Source organism: Morganella psychrotolerans (assembly GCF_001676155.1).
In the GTDB taxonomy this organism is placed as follows: Bacteria; Pseudomonadota; Gammaproteobacteria; order Enterobacterales; family Enterobacteriaceae; genus Morganella; species Morganella psychrotolerans.
On sequence record NZ_LZEW01000035.1, the window covers coordinates 73,321 to 92,831 of the forward strand.

Genomic DNA, 19,511 nt, shown 5'->3' on the forward strand with positions numbered 1-19,511 from the left:
ATAAGACAACAAAGACAATCCCTGAGCATACAGATAGGAATACACGCGGAACAATACAGCCATAGAAAGCAGCAGTAATCAGCAAAGCAACAGAAGCATATCCCTGTAGTAAAGCACCTCAGAAAGAAGCCACCTGAACAGTAGCAGGAGAAGCAGTAAAGCTACACTCCGGAAGCAGTCATACAGAGCAGTAAAAGCAGCAGGTGTGACAGTACGTAGAGCAGCAGTAGAGACAGCAGATATAAGGGTGGCGGGATTGGAGAGGGCGCGAACCTTTACCGTAGAAATTACCCGGCTTGCCTCGCCTGACCGATCTCCACCTTAAAATCAGCCCTGCGGTGAACGCCCTGCGGCTGGAAACGGCGAAAGGCTGGAAACGGGGAGAGGCTGGGTTCGGGAAACGGGGAGAGGCGGGGCACCTGTACTGGCGGATAAGGCATACACGCGGCTTTACCTGCTCTGCCTTAAAATCCGGTGCGGCGACTCCTGTCCCTGTCCGGTAGGCAATTAGGTTGGAATGCGACTGCGCTGCCCCGGCTGCGAAAAGAAGTTGGGTTTGCCTGAACAGCACACTCGCTGAGAATAGTTTACCAGAGGGGCGCAGGGGCACGAAGTGAAACAGTGAGGCATCAGCAGTGAAACCACGGCAGATAAAGCCGGAGGCTCCCTGCGGCGCAACCAGCCCTGCGGCGGATAGATTGTTCTGCCCTACGGCAACCTGCGGCGTGTTTCGCAGAGCATTGTAAAAAGTGCTCCCGAGTGAACGAACGCAGACTCACTGAAAAGGTTCGCATATACCAGATAATATTCTTAAATACCTTATTTGTAATGTTTACAGCCTCATCAGAAGTGCGAAAATAACTTCATTAACGAAATGGCGATAATTGCTAATTGGGGGAAATAAGATGGGCTACTTATTTACTGTGGACACTAAAAGTGAAGATTGTTACGTCATGGTCTGCAACAAGCAGACCCGCGCAAAGTTGGTTGTTCGTGTCAATCAGCGCGGAGTCTTGTCCAACGTGTTCCAGATTGGAGATATCGCCATTGATCAGCAGGAAGTGATCACGATGCTGCCTGTACTGATGAAAGAACGTGAGGATTTAGATATTGAGCTGGGAGAAAGCAGGGCAGATTGGAATAGCTTCAACCTCAGTGCGCCAACAATGGGTTTGGTAGAACGTGAAGTTCAGGTGTTTTATACAGTGGGTGATTTGCACGTTGGCGGTGATGGTCTGACCCGTATCGGGTCGGATTAAAACAGTAATTTAAAGGACTGTACAACAGGTGAAAACCTGTTTTTTGGGAGAGTGTTACCTGCGGCACTACCATACTAACTTGTCAGGGATTTCTGATATTCTCATTTGAACCGCAGGTAACGGAGCGCATTATATTTAATTGATAATAGTTAACAAGTAAAAATGCGTATCATTCTAACTGTTTGATCATAAAGTGATCATGTTGAATAAAATCCAGTCTAGCGCTTGTTAAGAAAATAACATCAATAAGAAAATGCCTTGAATAAGTAAATGACGCAGGTAAGATAATAACGCCAATGACGGCAATATAAAAACAAGGTAAATAATCATGGAACAGATTAACCGCAGCGATTTAGTCTTTGACCTGTTTTACGGTTCCCGTAAGAACGAAACCACTGGCGACCGCATCGCAGAAATCACCGCTGTCGTTCGTGACCGTATGAACGGCAAAGATGTGACCACCGCCGTATTCCGCCGTATCACGGACGCGCAACGCAAGAAAACCTATGAGTTAGGCGAAGTGCGTATGCTGTTAGGTAAAGACGCATTCTGTACTGCCGTGATCGAGCACTATCGCAAAAACCCGCAGGCGCAGTTTGATAATCTCATGACAGAGGTTTCTGAGTTCCTTGAGAGCGGCCTGAATAACTCAACCTGGATCGGAACGTTCGGTCTGCGCGTTATGGGTGATATGGATGTGTCGCTGCATCTGCTGGAAGAGATTCTGAGTATTGCCGGCAAGAAACCCGAAGCGGCATAATACGGTAAGCTGAAATTACGAAAGGCGCTGACTTGCACTCAGTGCCTTTTTTTTTATTCCGCCAAAGCCTGTCACGATTTCTTTTACCCCTGATCGCTGGTGGCAAAATGCATCCATCAAAACGAGAACGAGTAAAAAGGAATACAGCGCATGACCAGTTTAATCACCACTAACACACATCCAGTGATTCATGAAGCGCGTGAAATTGAGCGTGGTGACGTTATCATGTCAGTTAGCATCTCCGGATCTGAATTTGAGCTGGTGGAAGAAGAAGTATACCGCCGTGGCGAGAGCACACCGGTTGATACACGGATTGCGCTGATCCGGAAAGTGTGGAACGGAACGGCAAACGTCACTGCGGTCGCCAAACACTTTCCGATTTCAGATCGGGATAATGCGATTAATGAATTTGTCACCCTCAGCCAGTGGGCTATCGCAGAAATGGCAGTGCGGAAGAAAAGCGCATAACAGAATTATCGGGGGTGGCATGAATTTCAGGTTAATTGAAATGCTGTGCAGACAGGGATGTTCATTAGGTCTTTGATTGGGCGTTTTGCCTGCTCCAGCCGCTGCGGAAACGTGGCGGTTTTTTATTGTGCCTGCAAAACTTCAATGCCGCGCTCCCATAATATTTAAACAGATTCTACTTAATTACTTATTTTCACCGCCTGATAACTGATATCAATATGCAACGGTTATAAACAAGATAATCAATAAAAATAGGAAAATAACTAATCTACGAAAACAACCAACGGTCGCCACACAAAAACAGGACTAGCTGCGGCACTGTCAGATATCTGTTGTTTACGTTATGTAAACATGCTACGATGTTCACATATTGTAAACTATGGTGGTGTATGCACGTCATATCAAAACTTGTATTTGTGGAAGCTGCGGAAACGTATCCTAAACATAAATCATCAATACTGAGTACGTATAAAATTTTGGCAGGCGGGGACTTCAACGACCCGCAGGAAATGAGGAGAGTGTTTTCAACTCTGGATAATTTCAAATACAGGGACAAATGGTGGGTGATCGATATCGCCGGAAACCATTTAAGGCTGATAGCGTATATCAACTTCACGAACAAACGGTGTTTTGTAAAGCATATCGTCACCCACAAGGAATATGACCAGTTAACGAAATACTACCGGGAAAACAAAGAATGAATACTATCATCCAAAAGAACGCCATTGCCGCAATGAACAGTGTCATGCAGTCAATACCGTTTCTCGGCGGGGACAGCTCAGAACAAGCCTATCGTGAGGCACTGGTTTTCGTTGAATACCTGATCGAAAACGACGAATCAAGCCCGCTGATTGATCTGCTGACTATCAAAATTCAGGACTATGAAAACGCAGGTGAGAAATTCACTGCATTCCAGAAAGAGGTCGATGATATCCCTACGGGCGTGGCTGCGCTGAAAGTATTAATGGAGCAGCATGGCCTGAAATACACTGACCTTTTTAATGAGATTGGTTCTAAATCTCTGGTCAGCCTGATCATGTCAGGTAAACGTATGCTGACTGTAGGGCACATCAAAGCCTTATCTGCCCGGTTCCATGTAAAGCCGGAACTGTTTTTCTCCTGATACACACAATCAGATAAAGGCGACCACCGGTTGCCTTTACATACCCACCTTTGTTTTACAGGCAGTACCAACCTCTTTTTGTCAGGCAATCACGGATACTAAAGTTAGTAGGCACTTGTACGTATTTGTTTACCTATCACGGTAAATGCTGTATTTTCTCGCCGACGTTAATCGCTGTTACCCCTGTTTTGTAATGGCACAATTACATCATTAAGAAAAACAAGTAAATTACATAATGGAGTAAACAACATGCGACCTAACGCATTCAGCCACAGCAGCAACGAAACCTTTTTTATTGACCACGCAGCCTTAGATCGCGAAGTTGAACTGGATAAGCAAATTGAAGAACAACGGCAGGAAAGCCGTCGTCACATGCAGTTAAAACTGCGGATCGCGGATAAGCGCCGCGCAGAGCTTGAAACCCATAAACATCCGTCAGCCTGTGAAAAGTTGGTACAGCACCTGTGTCTGTTAGATAAGACAGTTGTGTATTCAAACGGTACTGAGCTGTTTACCTTAAACAAAGATTTTAGCCGTAACCTTGTGACGTTGTAGCCTTGTGTGAAGTGTGTGGAAACCAAATAGCGGGTGACTCCGCTGCAAAGAAAGCCTCGCGTAAAACCGGGGTTTCTTTTTACGCCAAAAAACGCCGCAGGGAAGTAAGCGGAGAAAGTCAGAGCACGCCGACGGGAACCGCAGGGGAGCGGTGAGAAAAGGGAGCCGACGGCAAATCGGGAAACGGGCGGTCGCCGGGAAAGGGGAAAGGGTCGCATCAGGTAAAAGAACGAAACGCTGGAAATCGCAAATAAGGGCTGTTCTCAAATGAGGGACAGCCTCAAATAAGGGCTATTCTCAATTGAATTTGCTGCCATAGCCAGTCATAAATGACAAGTAATTTCTTGATTTATTTTATTTGTGATCCTCGCTATCTGTAAAACGGATTAACACTATAAGCCATTAAGCCAGCCAGACAACGCAAAACAGAACGGGCGTAACGGGTGGAGATACAAAGCGCTAAAACACGCTGTAATCAATTCTGAGCCATTTTTCTATAATCTAATATGGTTTGTTATTTGTAGTAATAAAACTGCGTATAATCGCTTACAAGTGGATTAAAGTAATAGTCTGATACTTTAATCAATGCACTTAACGCCATATAAGCCAATACAAGCGATTAATAAGATCAGATTGTGGGATGATTCAGCAGATGCTTGAAAAGCGTTTACAGCGTGATTGGTGGCATTTATAGCGCGGATCGTGCGGAGTGGTGACATACCAGAAAAAAACAAAAAAAATCCGCTGGCAAGTGCCAACGGATTCATAATTTTGTGATTCAGATTACGCAGCAATTAACAGATTTAATTCCTCTTGCGTCTCTTTATCTTTGGTGAATACAGATTTTAAATATTTGACTAACTCATTATCTGTATTCACTTTAAAATCTGCATATCCTAATGATAATTTTCCGCCAACATGCTCAACTAATCCGAGACGCTGACACAATTTTAACGATTGGGAAGTTTGGGTAAATCCTGAATCCGCTTTCCGTCCTGCGTTCTCTTTATGATGCGCCATTTGTGAACGATATTCACGCATAGTAAATTTGTCTTTTCCGTCGCGGATGAAATCAAGCGCAGCCATGATATTACATGCACTCATGTTAACAGTATCATAAGCATAGGAACTAAGCGCAACAGCATTAAGAATGAATCCGAATTTATCTAAGCTATAAGAATTGCTTGCTATTTCTTTTAATAAATCCGCTGCGTCTGTTTTGGTATTCTTAACAACATAGTAAAGCGCGGAAACTACTTTATCATTACTGTTTACCAGAAAAGCAAGATGATCAAAATATTTAACTTTGGTTTGAATCGCTTGTAATTCTGCTTTTTCCTCGCTTGATTTAATTGGAAGCGCGGATAAACGCTGATCTGTGTCTTTTAATTGTGTGTTTAACAGTGAAGCAACGGAAGCAACGGAAGCAACTACGGAAGATTTAGATAATTGTGCCATGATATTAATCCTTTGATGTTATGCGTATAAATACGCTTTAAGTTTAATTTTATTATCCGCTGCGTTGTTCGCTTTGGATGAGACTTATAATAATCATTTAAAAAACCCGATCAAGTTTTTTTTTGCACTTTTTTTATTATTTATTTTACGTATAAGAAAAGAATAAAAGTCTTAGAAAAAACAAGCGTTTGCTGAAAGGTGTTCCCTCAATAAATTCCCTTTTATGGCGTTTGGCCTTATATATATTTTAAGTCGCTAGTATTGTATGTTTTGTGAAAAGTCCGGCTGGTTAGGTGAGATAGACTGAACAGGCAGAACAAGCAAAGAGTCTGGTTAGGTTTATTCGGCATGACAGACAGGTGAGAGTGGTGCGTAAAATAATACCGACAGGCAGGCAAAAATGACCTTATAGAAATCCCGAGCCGAATAAATAACAAAGCCGGGTTGTCACCCGGCTGTTTGTGGCTATGCAGCAGGGCGGCTACTCAGCAAGAGAACCGTCTGCTTCAAGCGGGACGATACGTTTGACGGAATCGTACATGATAATCGTAAAATCAGATTCATTTTTCTTCAGCACCACAGAGTCAAAATCGTGAGAGCCGGCAAAACCTTTGATTACAGAACCGTCTTTCATAAAAACGGCAACATCTTTCTTCACTGCGTATGCCTTTTCCAAAATCAGATGAAATGTTTTTGGAAAAGGTAAAGAGGATTTGTCAAATGGGGCAACAGTTGACTTGCGCTCGTCAAACTCCTGCCTATTGACAGTTTTTATAATGGATATTTCGGCTATAAACAAACGACGGTCTGAAAAAACGATAACGCCCGATTTAGAATTTGTTTTTATTGGGTTTGAAATGAAACTTTCTGAGCTAATTTTGGTTATTTCAAATGAACGATTGTTCATTTGAGAAGATATTGATGCGTAAAAAAAGAACGTTTTTTATAACTTCTCTCGCCGTGCCGTTTTGTGCCGTATGTAATGTCTTTAACAGGTAGCTGCTGATTCATTTTTGTTCTCGTTGCTCAATTCAAATTAACGCAATTATACCAGATACATAGAGGGTACATCACGATAGCCAAAAAGCCTTGATATAAATACTTATACAAATATACAATGAGACGCATTATCAAGAAACGAGAATTTGTATGAAGAATAAGGCTATTATTGCAGCGGCATGTGTTTTGGCTTTGTCTGCTTGTTCGTCTACCCGTGTAGATCAGGCGTTCTCAAATGAAGTCCCTACTGACCGGATGTTTTGGGAGAAGGGCAGAGATGAATCGAACGGTGACAGTCGTGTGGTTGTAAAAAGAGACTCAGGTGCTGTTTATTCCGCTTGTGTTGCGAACATTTTTTTTTGATGGTGTGAGAGTGGCGGAATTACTACCTAACGAAAAAGTAACTTTGCACGTCAATTCCGGAGAGCATTTTATAGGTGAATTTCTTACTGGCGGCGGATGCTCTCCGTTTTTAAAAACAATACGAGCTGATATCAAATACAATTCGTTCAATGTATTCAGGGTAAAAACTCAGTTCTTAGGGGTTAATGGCGGAGACGCCCTTATAAGAGATTACGATTTGCCGTAAAATAAAGGCGGCGAGTCAATAACCCATCGCCGCCATTGCATCACCGTATCGTAATCCCTTTCAGAACAGCCATACCTTTCTCAGTAATCACTGTCTTCACGGAATCCGTTCTCACGTCCAGCCGGACAAAGCCGTCATTGAGCGCATGTTTTGACGGCATCCCGTCCGAATCTTTTACCCATTTCAGCGCGGAAAGGATATTTTTAAGTTTTACCGGTGTGGTGCTTAACTCCCGTATTGCATCAAGGCGGGAGTAAACCCGAGAATTATCAGACTTCTCAGCTTCTGCCAGTTCATCAAGCAGACTGAGTTCGACAACAATCCGACGTGAGGTTTCGTTCTCTCTTTCTATCTTCCCCAGCATTTCTTTGACAGAACCCCGCGTAACGCACTGATTAACGATCACATGTTCAATTATATCAACGAAGCCTCTCACCGTCAGAGTTGAAAATTGATCTCCGATATCGGTCATTACCCGGTGAAGAATGCCCGAGCCGGAGACGTGAGGATACGCTTTCAGCAGATCAATAAAACATGCGCCGTAGTGCATACCGAGACGACGACTGTTGTCAGATTCGGGTGACCAGAAAGTCAGTCGATCTGAGCACTCCGGTTCAGCCATGAACGGAAGACAGCGTAGTGCGCTTTCAAAATCAGGGTTAGTTTTAGCGTTTTTCATTGTATTCACTCCGTTTAAACTTGCTTGTGTGTGTTGACGGAGTGAATATTAAATGAGTGAGATAGGGTAAGAATGTCAGATGGTAGGGTGGTTACTTTTCCCGAGCTTCAATATTTGGTTTCAGTGCATCCAGCATTTCCTGAGTTAACTGACCATTATTAAACATTTCCATGATCTGAGATTTGACACTATTTGAAGCGATCAGATTTTTAGCCAGACGGTCAAAATCAGCCAACGTGATATTTTCGATAATAGTATTCAGCACTATATCGATACTGGGCTTTACGCCACCCTCTCTGAGACGTTTTTTTGAGCACATCCAGTTTGCTCTGCGCTTTCGGCGTAGCGCGGAATTGAGTAACCTTTAACTTATCCATATATATGATACCTGTAAAAAAAATACCTATAAAAAAAATTATAGTGATTGTGTAAGTAAATGAAAAGGAAATTCAGCACCATCCGGAAGAATCCCCTGAACAAATCCGTCAGTCTCCCGGATGATGTTACGGCGTTCAAAAGAATGCTGTAACAGGCAGTTGGCGTGATGATCCATAAAGTCAGCCACAAAGCAGATATTCGCCTGACCGGTTTTCTTACGCAGTCCGCGACCGACACGCTGTCTGATCGCGACTTCTGCTTTACCACCACCTGCTAGAATCACACCACCCACACCTGGCACGTCAACGCCAACATCCAGAATGGTAGAGCCTATCAGTACGTCGATTTCCCGGTGTCGTAGTTTGTTCAGCTGCTCCATGCGTTCTTTCTGGTTGCTTTCACCAAAAATAAACTCAGTACGGATTCCCTGCGTTTCAAGCATTTCTTTCAGGATCTGTCCGTGGCGTTTCAGTCTGACCAGCATCATTACGCTCAGATTGTGCTTCACCATTTTGATTGCTGTGTGAACGCTCATGCTGTTACGGGCAAGGTTGTAGGTGATGCCGAGTTGTGACGCTCTGGAATAAGGGGAATTACGCCCAAGCCGCGAATTGCCTACTTTCTCTTTCAGATCCAGTTTGATGTGATAATCATCAGGCGTGTAATCAGTGCGGATATACATGAAATAAGGCTTCGCCAGAATACCTCGGTCAATAAGGTACTTCTCAGTCACTTTGATACCGATAGAACCGGTAACTGCCATGAGACGCATGTTTGCCTCAGCGGAATCTTTCATGAACGGTGTTGCAGTCAGTCCGAGACGATAATCAGCTTTCGGGCACATGCGGCAGATATCGTAAAACGAGTTGCCGGAGGATTCATGCGCTTCCTCAAGGATCAGCAAGATGGTTTCTTTCAGCAGTGTTTTAATTGCAGCCTGACGGCGGTAATGAAATTCACGCTTTTTCTCCCACTCCGCTCTTTGTTCCTCTTTCGACGGGTGCGGCTTTTTGGTTGGTTTTTTCGGGGGCAGCTTTTCGACGAATCGCGGAAATTCATCAAGGAAACTGGCTAACGTCTGAATGGTCGCCACATTGATATAACGTGAAAAATGGAAATACCCGTCACCGATAATCCCGACTTTCTCACCTTTAAGATGCGGTTCGCCATTTTCAGCCCGGTAATCGAGTGACTTCTGGAAATTGTCGCGCATCTGGTGCATAAGAACAGATCGCGTGGTGATAAACAGGGTCAGCTTTCCTATTCTGGCAGCGGCTTTACACGCAATATTGGATTTCCCGCCACCGGTGGCGATTTGGGCGATCATCCCGCCAATTTTAACCATGCGTTCAACGGTTTCGTCCTGATAAATGTAATCAGGGTTAGGCGGAAAGTCATTAATCTTCGGATTTGGCTGACCCAGCGGCTCCGCCATTGGTACACGCCGCAACAGAACTCGATGCCCCTCTTTTTCCAGTCTGTTTTTGACCACTTGGACAAAACCTGACGGAAAACTGCGTGTCGCCCAATTAAACATTGTTGATTTTCCGTTCCAGCCTGAAGACTTGAACTCCGCACCGTCTATTTCATAACTTAAAGCGTCCTGCACTGCGGAAAGCACACTTTCGTCGGCGTTTTTGCTGACAATAGTGTTCACAGCGTTGTAGACGAGAACAATATCCATAAACAAGACCTTATATTTTTAGAAACTATCACTATAATAAGTAAGTGGGTACATATTGACAGGCATTCACATTATCTGTATTCAGATACTTATATAAAGTATGGAAAAACTACTATGGAAAGTAAAACTAAATTTTTAGAGGTAGAGACTGGAAAGCTGATTCCTAACGGCTGGAACACAAACAGCGTTCCCGTCCTCAACATGGATAAGTTGAAAGCATCGGTAACACGTCTCGGACTGTTTAAGCCGGTCATTGTCCGTGAAACGGGAGAACAATACGAAATACTTGGCGGGGAGCACCGCTGGAGAGCTGCGGTTGAGCTGGGTATGCCAACGGTGATGATTGCCAACCTCGGTGTCATTGACGACAACACAGCAAAGCAGATCTCTGTAATCGATAACGAGCGGTACGGGGAAGACGACGCAGAGAGCTTCGCACGGCTTTTAGAAGAAATTCAGAACGACATTTCATACAGCTTTTCTGACCTTGCGCCGGTAGAGGACATTCTGCGTGACGTAATGCCGGCCATTTCCGGTGATGCCGCGTTCCGTGAACTTGAAGCGTTGTCAAGTGAAATGGGTATGGGGTCAGGAATGGACGAATCCGCCCCTGAATCCATGCGTGAACGTGCCGAACGTGCCGAAGCTGATTCACACCAGACGATGCGATTCAAAGTCACCACGGATGCCGCAGAGCTGATTGAGTCAGTTATCGCTGCTGTGATCCGTGACGAAGAAATCCGCACCGGAAACAAAATGGAAGATGCCGGGGAAGCCCTGTTTGTCATTGCTGAGAAGTACAAGGAAATCCGTTGATGGAACATAAATTTGAGATCGTCTATTTAGATCCGCGCAAACTCATCCCCTATGAGAAAAACGCAAAAAAACATAACGAGCAGCAAATCAAAGACCTGTCAGAAGCTATTAAGAAACGCGGCTTTGACCAACCGATCACCGTAGACAAAGACATGGTGATCATCACTGGCCACGGTCGCACCGAAGCGTCCATTGCTGCCGGGTTGAAAGTTGTGCCGGTTATTATCCGTGATGATTTGGGCGAAAAAGAGGTTGCCGCAAAGCGACTGGAAGATAACCGCCTTGCCAGTACCGACTATGACGCTCTGCTGTTGCAGGAAGAACTGAAATCACTGGTTGACGACGACATCGCGGTATACGGCTTTTCCGAGCGTGAGCTGAACGTGCTGGTAGAGGATATGACCGGTTCTGTGGCGACCGATGCACTGGTGTCCGATCTATCTGCGGAAACCGAACGCCAGAAAGACGAACACGATGAAATCACCCGCACTGTTGCAGATGAAGATGTTCGCCTGACTGACGTAATGGGCTTTAAATCGATTCCTGCGAGTGCCGCAATCATGGTCGGGGATTTGCTCGCCCACATGGAAGAAATCACGGGAAAAATGGGTCTGGACGCTTTTCTGACGTTTGCCGGTGACGTTTCCGCGAAGATGTACGGAGAGCAGCAATGAGCACCTACACCATCAATGTTTCGTTTGATACGCGGGTGACGAAAACAACCCGTACTCTGGAAGTGGCTGAGTCGTTCGGCTTAGGCATGGATGATAAGAAATTCACACTGTATGACAACCTGCCGGTCGATATTGAGCAGGGTGATGTGGTGTATATAACCGGTCAGTCAGGGTCGGGAAAATCTGTGATCCTGCGTGAACTGCAACGCCTGATGAAAGACGAGGGTAAAACAGTCACGTCAATCGAGGATATCTCTTTTGACGACGACAAAAACGTGATCGATCAGGTAGGCAGTACAACGGCAGAAGCACTGAGTCTGCTGTCTATGGCCGGCCTGAATGACGCATATCTGTTTATCCGCAAGCCGTCTGAAATGTCTGACGGTCAACGTTACCGTCTGAAAATTGCCAAGCTGATTGAATCGGGCGATCAGGTGTGGGCGGCGGATGAATTTGGGGCGGTTCTGGATCGTGTAACTGCACAGGCTGTTGCATCAAACTTCCAGCGGGCAGCGCGAAAAGTCGGGGCAACCGTGATGGTGGCGACCACACATGAAGACCTGATCAACGCACTGCGGCCGAATGTCACTATCACCAAACACTACAAAGAGCGCGTAAAGGTGGACTATGAAAAAGAATAACCTTTACGAGCACTATCCGACATTTACCGGTGAAAATTGGAAGCGGGTCAAAGGAACGTATGCAGCGTGGCAGGAGTGGTGTAAGAGTCACGGTGCATACGGGTTCCGCGCCGCACCTTACCCGTTCTGTATTGTTTGCGTGATCGGCGACGAACGTTACCTTGAGACGCTGAAAGCCATGTACGGCATCAACTATGTGAACAGCTACGCGGACAGCGCCGGTGGTTTAGTCACTCAAGGCGGTTTCGCAGATGGTCACAAATCGATGCTGACTGTGATGTTACAGGAGGGCTATGACGAAGAAATCCTGTGGCATGAGGCGCTGCATGTTGCGCTGATGGTCTGTGAGTATGTCGGAATTTCCCTGCATGAGCAGGAGGCTCTGACGTATTTACAGGGTTACGTGGCGGAGCATCTTAAAAAGGCGTTTCTGCTTCACGAAGTAGCGAAAAAAACCAAGAATCTGAAACCGGTTCATGAGATTTACACAGGTGACGCAGCTGCGCTGACTGTTATCGACGCGGGTTGCGTCAGAGGCAGACGATATGGACGTTAATATCACCCGCCACCAGCCGGAAATTTTCCCGAAGCACCTCGACTTCATGAAAGAAATGGTCGTGTCGAAAGGCACGATTGAGGACTGGCACGAGCTGAAATCCCTGCATTACAAAACTGACGGTAAGCCGTTTGCGCCGTGTTATTACCGCTGTGCCATCGGGGATCGTCTGGTTGGTGTGGTGGTTATGGCATATCCGAAACTGCTTCTTGCGCCGCGTCACCGCATGTTTCCGAAGTTGAAACCGACAACCAACACCACGGTGGCAAACCAGTATTGGGGAAAGTATGTCAACGCCAACTTTGCAGTAATCAGCCGCTGTGTGGTCGATACGCTTTATCGCGGTTTAGGCGTCAGTTATCGGTTTATCAATATTGTTTCCCGGATGCACGACAAACAAATCATTGAGATCCAGTCCTCAATGAGCAAGTACAACCCGTTTGCCATGAAAGCCGGTTTTGAGTTCATCCGTCCAGAGCGTCCGAAGACTTACGAAAGTGCGCTGCGAGTGTATCAGCGCCATTTCCGATCTGATGCCGGTGACACTGAGGCGATTGTCCGGGAGTTGTTTGCCATGCCGGAGACGCGCCGCCGCCGTGCATTATCGGATCTGGTAGCCAACTACCACAAAAATTCATCTCTGGCGAAGGCGGGACGTAATCGGGGGACAACGGTTCAGGACATTCTTGACACTATGACGACCGAGGAATCTATCGTCAAATTGCTGAAAGAGATCCACAACCTCAGTTTCACTACACCGTTGTATGGCGCGTATCGCAATCCAGACTTCGGGAGAGCGTTGCCAAGTGAAATCTCATTGTTGGCATTTGATAACCAAGATATGCGCTCAGAATTGGATTTAGAGTGCTTAAAATCGATTTAAAGAAAGGATTCGCAGAATGTTAGTAACCGACAAGCAAAAAATGATTATCCGTGTGGTCTGGATGGGTATGGAGCGCGGTGATCCGGTGGACATGGATGAGCTGCTGGAAATGCTGCCATACAGTACGACAAAACAATCAATGCAGTTCTCAGTCCGCGCATTAATCAAAAAAGAAATGCTGGTTAAGGGCGGACTGCGTAAACGTTCCGCCGGGGATTTTTATAACCGAGTGGTGTACGAGCTGACAGATCTCGGAACCGCAGTAGCAAAAATGTACAGCTAAATAAAGCCGTGTTGTTTATAAAAATAGGTAAACAAGATAATTATCTAATTCATATTGTTTGTTTATTTTTGTGTTTTTCCAAGTAAGAAATCTATATAAATACTATGGGAGCACGGCTTAGAGAAAACACTGCGGAAAAAGGAATTTTCGAGTGACGGTTAAAGAAGAAAAACTGCGGCTTAGTGCTGCTAAATGGGCGGAGGCAGAAGCTGCATGGTCTTCTGGTGAGTTTTCGCTGTCACAGCTTGAAGAACGTTTCGGGGTTCGCCGTGAAACGCTATCCAGGCATTTTAAAAAGCGCAAAATTGAGAAAGGAACGGATGCAGTAGGGAAGCTGGTTCGTGACTCTATCAAATCAGAGGCAGAGATCCGCGCCAAAGAGCGGACGGCGCTTATCGAAGAACGCCGCGGTAAGTATGACCGATTTGCTTTTAACATCGCGGCTTTGCTGATGCGTGAGGTTACAGAGGGATCAAAAGCTGCGGCAACCGGCGCGGAGGCGGCATTCGCCAAGCGGGAGGGAAATATAAAGGCACTGCAACGGGCATCGATTACGCTCGGCAAATGCTTTGAAGTTTCCAGCAAGGCGCTGAATATGGATAAGGTTGATGTTGAGGAAGATGATTTACCGGCACTGATGTTCGGTGAGCTGACGCAGGGGCAGGTGGCAGAGCTGCGTAAGGCAGAAGAACCTGTTGATCTTACGGAGGATCTTGATCTGGAAGACGAAGACAGTGCCGAAGATGGGGACGAGTGATGGCAAAGGCAAACAAAGGCTTGCAGCTTGTCCAGTTACACGGCGGTCAGATGGAAGTATTCAAATCCCCGCACCGGTTCAAAGTGGTTTGCGCCGGCCGTCGATGGGGTAAGTCGCGGCTGTCGATTTCAAAGCTGATGAAAGCGGCTATCAAAGCGCCAAAGCAGCGAGTCTGGTATATCGCACCGACTTATCAAATGGCGCGACAAATCCTGTGGGACGATTTGCAGGAAATGATTCCGATAAAGTGGATCAGAAAAAAGAACGACACGACAATGACCATTGTCCTGAAAAACGGCAGTGAGATTGCGCTGAAAGGGGCTGATAAACCCGACACCCTGCGAGGCGTTGCGCTCCATTTTGTCGTTCTGGACGAGTTTCAGGATATGAAGCCTGATACATGGTACAAGGTAATCCGTCCGACCCTTTCATCAACGAAAGGTGAGGCGCTGATTATCGGTACGCCCAAAGGCTATTCTGCGTTTCATAAACTCTGGACTATTGGTCAGAGGCTGTCGATGCAGAAGAAAGGCCACTGGAAAAGCTGGCAGTTTGTTACCGCCGATTCTCCGTTTGTGCCTGAATCTGAAATCGAGGCAGCGCGTGAGGATATGGACCCTAAATCGTTCGCGCAGGAATATCTTGCCTCGTTCGAGAACATGTCAGGTCGCGTTTACTATCCGTTTGAGCGAAAAACACATGTCAGACAGTGCGAGTTCAACCCGAAACTGCCTATCTGGATTGGTCAGGACTTTAACATCGATCCTATGTCCTCAGTCGTACTGCAACCACAGCCTAACGGAGAATTATGGGCGGTGGACGAAATCGTACAGTTTTCCTCGAACACGGCGGAAGTCTGTGACGAGATTGAACGCCGGTACTGGCGCTGGAAAAGTCAGGTTGTGGTATTCCCCGATCCGGCAGGTAGTTACCGTCAACACGCGCGTGGCGAATCGGATATCGATATCTTCAAGGAAAAAGGATTTACCCGGATAGACTTTCCGAAAAAGCACCCGCCGGTTGCTGACCGTGTGAACGCAACAAATCGGATGTTGATGAGTGCAGCGGGCACAGTTAGACTGTTTATCGACCCTAAATGTAAGCACCTGATCGAGTCATTTGAGAAAGTGATTTACAAGCCGGGTTCGCGTGATATGGATAAGTCGGCAAGTGTGGAACACAGTACGGATGCGATAGGCTATCCTATTCACAGACGATTCCCGGTAAAAGAGCGCACAATTCTCGGTGGTTCTCGCTGATAATAATAGGTATTTAAATACCTACATAAGGATTGATATATTAATATGGATATTGATAGCAAGAAATTACAGGAGCTGGTGAATCGCCGGCATCCTGAATACGAAAACCGCCTGAGTCACTGGAATTTCCTTTCAGCGACATACGCAGGTGGTCGTAAATGGTTCGGGGATAATATTTTCCGCTACTTCAAAGAGGGCGATAAAGAGTTTAAAGAGCGTCTGGAGCGGGCATACCGCTTCAACCACACGCGGGAAGTCGTTAACCTGATCAACAAATACATCTTCCGTGAAAATATTTCGCGTGAGCGTGATGATGCCACGGATGCGGTAACAAAGTTTTGGGACAGCGCAACCCGTGAAAAGATGACCATCGACGAGCTTATGTCTGCTATCGATATTCAGACCTCTGTATTCGGGCGGATCTGGATTGTTGTTGATTCAACCATGAAAGACAGCGATATCACTTCTGTTGCAGACGAGAAGAAAGCGGATGCCCGTGCCTACGCCTACTGGTTGCCGCCGCCGCAGATGCTGGATTTTGCGTATGACGACGACGGTAATCTTTTGTGGGCGCTGACGCATGAGCTGGCGCGTGATGATGCTGATCCGTTTACTTCATCCGGCAAGCAGCAGAATCGCTATCGCCTGTGGACGCAGAACGAATGGTATCTGTTTAAAGAAGTTAAGAAAAAAGCATCTGACAGAAAAGGTCAGATCGAAGTGGAAGCCTGCGGTGAGCATAACCTCGGTGTTGTGCCGGTGTTTCCGGTGGATTGTATGGGAAATGCAGAATCGCGGTATTTCAGCCCGTCCTTGATCGACGATATTGCCTACCTTGACCGTGCTGTTGCCAACTATCTGTCGAACCTTGATGCGATTATTCAGGATCAGACATTCAGTCAATTAGCAATCCCAGTTCAGTCCATGATGCCAGGCGATGAAAGTCACCAAAAGGTGCTTGAGTTCGGAACGAAGCGAGTATTCACCTATGACGCTGAGGGCGGATCACAGCCGTTTTACATGTCTCCTGACCCGAAACAGGCATCTATGATCATCCAGACGGTACAAACGGTCATTAATGAGATTTACCACTCAGTAGGTGTTGCAGGTGAGCGGACTAAACAGGACAACGCCAAAGGGATCGATAACAGTTCCGGCGCAGCCAAAGCCTACGACTTCCAGCGTGTGAACAGTCTGCTGGTGACAAAAGCGGAGCGACTGCAACGCGCAGAGCGTCAGATGCTGTTTCTGGCGGCTAAGTGGATGGGGCAGGAAAAATCACAGGAAGAAATCGACCAGATCGTTTCTTACCCTGAGAGTTTCGACGTTCGCGGCCTGATGGATGAATTTGACGTCTCACGTCAACTTAAAGAGATTGATGCGCCTGACTCTGTACGCCGTCACCAGATGGAAATTCTGATTGAGAAGATTTTCCCGAATGTGTCAAAAGCCATGAAAAAGGCATTTGAGACTGATTTGAAGGCATATCCGCCGAAAAATGTTGAAAATAATCTTGATAATAGGTATGTAAATACCTATGATGCAGATATACAGGGTCGAGAGACTGACCCGAAATCGACTCAAGAGACAGAGTGATTTTTTTAAAAAGGAATTAAACGATGGATTTTTGGTTAAAGATGCTGGCTAAACGCGGCGTTCTGATGGACAAGGCAGACGATGGTTCACAGGGCGGTGCAGGTGGTGCAGGTGGTTCTGATGGGAAAGATTCTGGCGATGAATACGCCAATCTGACTCAGGAAGAACTGGTTGCCCGTCTGAAAGCGCAGGACGAGGAAAAAGCGAGTCTGGTTAAAGAAACCATGAAACGCAAAGGCGAAAACAAATCGCTTTCCGACAAACTGGCCGCTTTCGGTGACGCCACCCCGGAACAGATTGCCGAGCTTCTGACCGCTAAGAAAACTGCGGAAGAAGAAGAACAGCGCCGTCAGCAGCAGGAACAAGAGAAACGTGGTGAATTTGAAGCCGTTAAAAAACAAATGGTCGATGCTCACAAAGCGGAAATGCAGGGTAAGGACGAACTGATTGCCGTACTTACCGGCGAAAAAACGGCTTTAGGTTCTCAGATTCTGGAATTAACCGTAGGTTCAGCGTTCACCGGCTCAAATTTCTTACGTGAAGAAACGCTGGTCACGCCAAGCAAAGCGCGTGTGATTTACGGCAGTCACTTTGAAATCAATGAGCAGGGGCAGGTTGTCGGTTACGACAAACAGGCTGGTGCAGCAGAGCGTACAGTCCTTGTGGACGGCGCAGGTAATCCGCTGGCGTTTGAAGCGGCTATCGAAAAGATCCTGAAAGCCGATCCGGAAGCAGATGCACTTCTGCGCAGCAAAGCAAAGCCCGGCGCGGGTTCAAAGACAGAGCCTAACGGCAGTAAACAGCCTGAAAGTAAAAACCTGAGTTCGCTGGATAAAATCGCAGCGGGTATGGGTAAGTTACGCGCCAAGTAGTCTGAGACGGGGGCGGGATGCCCCCGGTAATTCGTGAGCATGTTAAAGGGAATTAATAATGCCATTACTGCGAGAAGAAGCTGAAAAGCTGTCTAATAACACCCTTGAACAAGGTGTGATTGAAACCATTATTGACCGCGAAGACCTTTTCGCAGTCCTGCCGTTCATGAAAGTCGATTCAAAGGCGTATTTGTACAACCGCGAATCAGAGCTGAGTGAAGCGGAATTTATCGACGTGAATGATGTTGTGCCGGAAGGCGCTGCTAAGTTCACTGAACATGTCGCTAAACTGCGTATTTTAGCCGGTGATGTGGATGTGGATAAATTCCTTGCCACCACGATGGCAGACACGAACAGCCAACTGGCTATTCAGATTCGTTCCAAAGTGAAAGGTCTGGCTCGTGCATTCCGCCGCAACCTGATTCTTGGCGATTCGGCTACCAACACCAAATCGTTTGACGGCATTCCTAAGCTGATCCACAAAGACCAGAAAATCATTGCGGATTCTGCTATGACGTTCTCCATGCTGGATGAGTTGGTAGATGCCGTAAAAGACCTGGGCGCAGATGCGATTATGATGCGTTCTGAACACCTCCGCGCTTACCGTGCGCTGCTGCGTACCGTGAATGTCGGCCCGCAGGAAATCATGATCGAAAACTTCGGTCGCCCGATGCTGACCCACAACGGCATTCCGTTCCTCGTGAACGACTTCATTCCGGTTGCAGGTGACGGCAATGCGAAGAAATCAGACATTTTCTGTCTGCACATGAGCGAAGAAAACGGCCTGACAGGTCTGTACGGTGGCGAAAACGCAGGTATCGTCGTTGAAGATATCGGCACCGTACAGAACAAAGACTCAACCCGTACCCGTGTTAAATGGTATTGCTCTCTGGCAAACAAACACGACAAAGCACTGGCCGCACTGACCGGCGTTGCTCTGTAAGGCACGGACTACCGGAAAAGGGTGAGGCGAAAGCCCACCCTTTTTTTATATCTGAGCGAGGAAAGATATGACAGACAAGAAAGTAAAAATCACGGAAAGTTCGATGCGCGGCTATACCGGTCATTTGTTTATGACTGAGTTTGAAAACGGTGAAACCAAAACGCCGGTTGGTAAACGTAAACAGGATCGCATTCTGGCGACTGTCCGTTCGGAAACTGTGGATGGTGTCTCGGTCAAACCAAAGCCGGATCCAGAACCAAAGCCGGAAAAAGAATAACC

At 46.5% G+C, this 19,511-nt stretch carries 25 protein-coding genes; 20 read left to right on the forward strand and 5 right to left on the reverse strand.

The window, feature by feature from the left end; all coding sequences use genetic code 11:
* Window positions 1-296 precede the first annotated feature (296 nt).
* The 7 genes from AYY16_RS20385 to AYY16_RS19285 all read left to right on the forward strand — a co-directional run bounded on the left by AYY16_RS20385 (window position 297) and on the right by AYY16_RS19285 (window position 4,165).
* Window positions 297-503, forward strand: coding sequence for a hypothetical protein (locus AYY16_RS20385; RefSeq protein WP_150385158.1), 207 nt, complete (start codon window positions 297-299; stop codon window positions 501-503).
* A 402-nt stretch (window positions 504-905) separates the two neighbouring features.
* Window positions 906-1,259, forward strand: a complete 354-nt coding sequence (locus AYY16_RS19260; protein ID WP_067370599.1) for a hypothetical protein — start codon at window positions 906-908, stop codon at window positions 1,257-1,259.
* Between the two features lie 328 nt (window positions 1,260-1,587).
* On the forward strand, window positions 1,588-2,019 hold the full coding sequence (locus tag AYY16_RS19265; RefSeq protein WP_067370604.1) for a hypothetical protein: 432 nt from the start codon (window positions 1,588-1,590) through the stop codon (window positions 2,017-2,019).
* A 150-nt stretch (window positions 2,020-2,169) separates the two neighbouring features.
* On the forward strand, window positions 2,170-2,487 hold the full coding sequence (locus tag AYY16_RS19270; RefSeq protein WP_067370606.1) for a hypothetical protein: 318 nt from the start codon (window positions 2,170-2,172) through the stop codon (window positions 2,485-2,487).
* 389 nt (window positions 2,488-2,876) lie between these two features.
* Complete coding sequence (locus AYY16_RS19275; protein WP_067370609.1) at window positions 2,877-3,188, forward strand: type II toxin-antitoxin system HigB family toxin; 312 nt, start codon at window positions 2,877-2,879, stop codon at window positions 3,186-3,188.
* Window positions 3,185-3,610, forward strand: coding sequence for a helix-turn-helix domain-containing protein (locus tag AYY16_RS19280; RefSeq protein WP_067370611.1), 426 nt, complete (start codon window positions 3,185-3,187; stop codon window positions 3,608-3,610). The genes AYY16_RS19275 and AYY16_RS19280 overlap by 4 nt, the downstream gene beginning before the upstream one ends.
* A 249-nt stretch (window positions 3,611-3,859) precedes the next feature.
* Complete coding sequence (locus AYY16_RS19285; RefSeq protein ID WP_067370614.1) at window positions 3,860-4,165, forward strand: hypothetical protein; 306 nt, start codon at window positions 3,860-3,862, stop codon at window positions 4,163-4,165.
* Window positions 4,166-4,948: 783 nt separating this feature from the next.
* Here AYY16_RS19285 and AYY16_RS19295 read toward each other — a convergent pair.
* Together AYY16_RS19295 and AYY16_RS20390 are read right to left on the reverse strand one after the other, a co-directional pair.
* A complete protein-coding gene (locus tag AYY16_RS19295) occupies window positions 4,949-5,623 on the reverse strand; it encodes a hypothetical protein (protein ID WP_067370621.1) in 675 nt (224 codons plus the stop codon).
* Window positions 5,624-6,104: 481 nt separating this feature from the next.
* Window positions 6,105-6,530 (reverse strand): hypothetical protein, encoded by a 426-nt coding sequence (locus tag AYY16_RS20390; protein ID WP_156665037.1) that lies wholly within the window; start codon window positions 6,528-6,530, stop codon window positions 6,105-6,107.
* Between the two features lie 414 nt (window positions 6,531-6,944).
* Between AYY16_RS20390 and AYY16_RS19300 the strand changes: the two genes are divergently transcribed.
* Window positions 6,945-7,211, forward strand: coding sequence for a hypothetical protein (locus AYY16_RS19300; protein WP_067370624.1), 267 nt, complete (start codon window positions 6,945-6,947; stop codon window positions 7,209-7,211).
* 40 nt (window positions 7,212-7,251) lie between these two features.
* Here AYY16_RS19300 and AYY16_RS19305 read toward each other — a convergent pair whose 3' ends face one another.
* From AYY16_RS19305 to AYY16_RS19310, 3 genes are all read right to left on the reverse strand, one after another.
* A complete protein-coding gene (locus AYY16_RS19305; protein ID WP_067370627.1) occupies window positions 7,252-7,890 on the reverse strand; it encodes a hypothetical protein in 639 nt (212 codons plus the stop codon).
* A gap of 91 nt (window positions 7,891-7,981) precedes the next feature.
* Window positions 7,982-8,155 (reverse strand): hypothetical protein, encoded by a 174-nt coding sequence (locus AYY16_RS20395; RefSeq protein WP_162271081.1) that lies wholly within the window; start codon window positions 8,153-8,155, stop codon window positions 7,982-7,984.
* Window positions 8,156-8,305: 150 nt separating this feature from the next.
* Window positions 8,306-9,952 carry a DEAD/DEAH box helicase gene (locus AYY16_RS19310; RefSeq protein ID WP_067370630.1) on the reverse strand — a complete coding sequence of 549 codons (1,647 nt, stop codon included), beginning with the start codon at window positions 9,950-9,952 and terminating at the stop codon, window positions 8,306-8,308.
* 201 nt (window positions 9,953-10,153) lie between these two features.
* Here AYY16_RS19310 and AYY16_RS19315 point away from each other — a divergent pair, with 201 nt between their 5' ends.
* The 12 genes from AYY16_RS19315 to AYY16_RS20400 all read left to right on the forward strand — a co-directional run bounded on the left by AYY16_RS19315 (window position 10,154) and on the right by AYY16_RS20400 (window position 19,509).
* On the forward strand, window positions 10,154-10,768 hold the full coding sequence (locus tag AYY16_RS19315) for a ParB/RepB/Spo0J family partition protein (protein ID WP_455565432.1): 615 nt from the start codon (window positions 10,154-10,156) through the stop codon (window positions 10,766-10,768).
* Window positions 10,768-11,442 carry a ParB/Srx family N-terminal domain-containing protein gene (locus AYY16_RS19320; protein WP_067370636.1) on the forward strand — a complete coding sequence of 225 codons (675 nt, stop codon included), beginning with the start codon at window positions 10,768-10,770 and terminating at the stop codon, window positions 11,440-11,442. Before AYY16_RS19315 ends, AYY16_RS19320 begins: the two co-directional genes overlap by 1 nt.
* Window positions 11,439-12,083 carry an ATP-binding cassette domain-containing protein gene (locus tag AYY16_RS19325; protein WP_067370639.1) on the forward strand — a complete coding sequence of 215 codons (645 nt, stop codon included), beginning with the start codon at window positions 11,439-11,441 and terminating at the stop codon, window positions 12,081-12,083. The genes AYY16_RS19320 and AYY16_RS19325 overlap by 4 nt, the downstream gene beginning before the upstream one ends.
* Window positions 12,070-12,639 carry a hypothetical protein gene (locus AYY16_RS19330; protein WP_067370641.1) on the forward strand — a complete coding sequence of 190 codons (570 nt, stop codon included), beginning with the start codon at window positions 12,070-12,072 and terminating at the stop codon, window positions 12,637-12,639. Before AYY16_RS19325 ends, AYY16_RS19330 begins: the two co-directional genes overlap by 14 nt.
* A complete protein-coding gene (locus tag AYY16_RS19335) occupies window positions 12,629-13,522 on the forward strand; it encodes a hypothetical protein (protein WP_067370644.1) in 894 nt (297 codons plus the stop codon). The genes AYY16_RS19330 and AYY16_RS19335 overlap by 11 nt, the downstream gene beginning before the upstream one ends.
* Before the next feature lie 16 nt (window positions 13,523-13,538).
* Window positions 13,539-13,805 (forward strand): hypothetical protein, encoded by a 267-nt coding sequence (locus tag AYY16_RS19340; RefSeq protein ID WP_067370646.1) that lies wholly within the window; start codon window positions 13,539-13,541, stop codon window positions 13,803-13,805.
* 151 nt (window positions 13,806-13,956) lie between these two features.
* Entirely contained in the window at window positions 13,957-14,562 is a 606-nt protein-coding gene (locus AYY16_RS19345) for a hypothetical protein (RefSeq protein WP_067370649.1), read from the forward strand.
* Window positions 14,562-15,821, forward strand: coding sequence for a phage terminase large subunit (locus tag AYY16_RS19350; RefSeq protein ID WP_150385180.1), 1,260 nt, complete (start codon window positions 14,562-14,564; stop codon window positions 15,819-15,821). Before AYY16_RS19345 ends, AYY16_RS19350 begins: the two co-directional genes overlap by 1 nt.
* Window positions 15,822-15,866: 45 nt before the next feature.
* Window positions 15,867-17,417, forward strand: a complete 1,551-nt coding sequence (locus tag AYY16_RS19355) for a hypothetical protein (RefSeq protein WP_067370652.1) — start codon at window positions 15,867-15,869, stop codon at window positions 17,415-17,417.
* A gap of 23 nt (window positions 17,418-17,440) precedes the next feature.
* Entirely contained in the window at window positions 17,441-18,289 is an 849-nt protein-coding gene (locus tag AYY16_RS19360; protein WP_067370655.1) for a DUF6651 domain-containing protein, read from the forward strand.
* A 58-nt stretch (window positions 18,290-18,347) separates the two neighbouring features.
* The gene (locus AYY16_RS19365) at window positions 18,348-19,232 is read left to right on the forward strand and encodes a major capsid protein (RefSeq protein WP_067370658.1); all 885 of its coding nucleotides are present in this window, start codon (window positions 18,348-18,350) and stop codon (window positions 19,230-19,232) included.
* A gap of 67 nt (window positions 19,233-19,299) precedes the next feature.
* Window positions 19,300-19,509, forward strand: a complete 210-nt coding sequence (locus AYY16_RS20400; protein ID WP_150385179.1) for a hypothetical protein — start codon at window positions 19,300-19,302, stop codon at window positions 19,507-19,509.
* Window positions 19,510-19,511 lie beyond the last annotated feature (2 nt).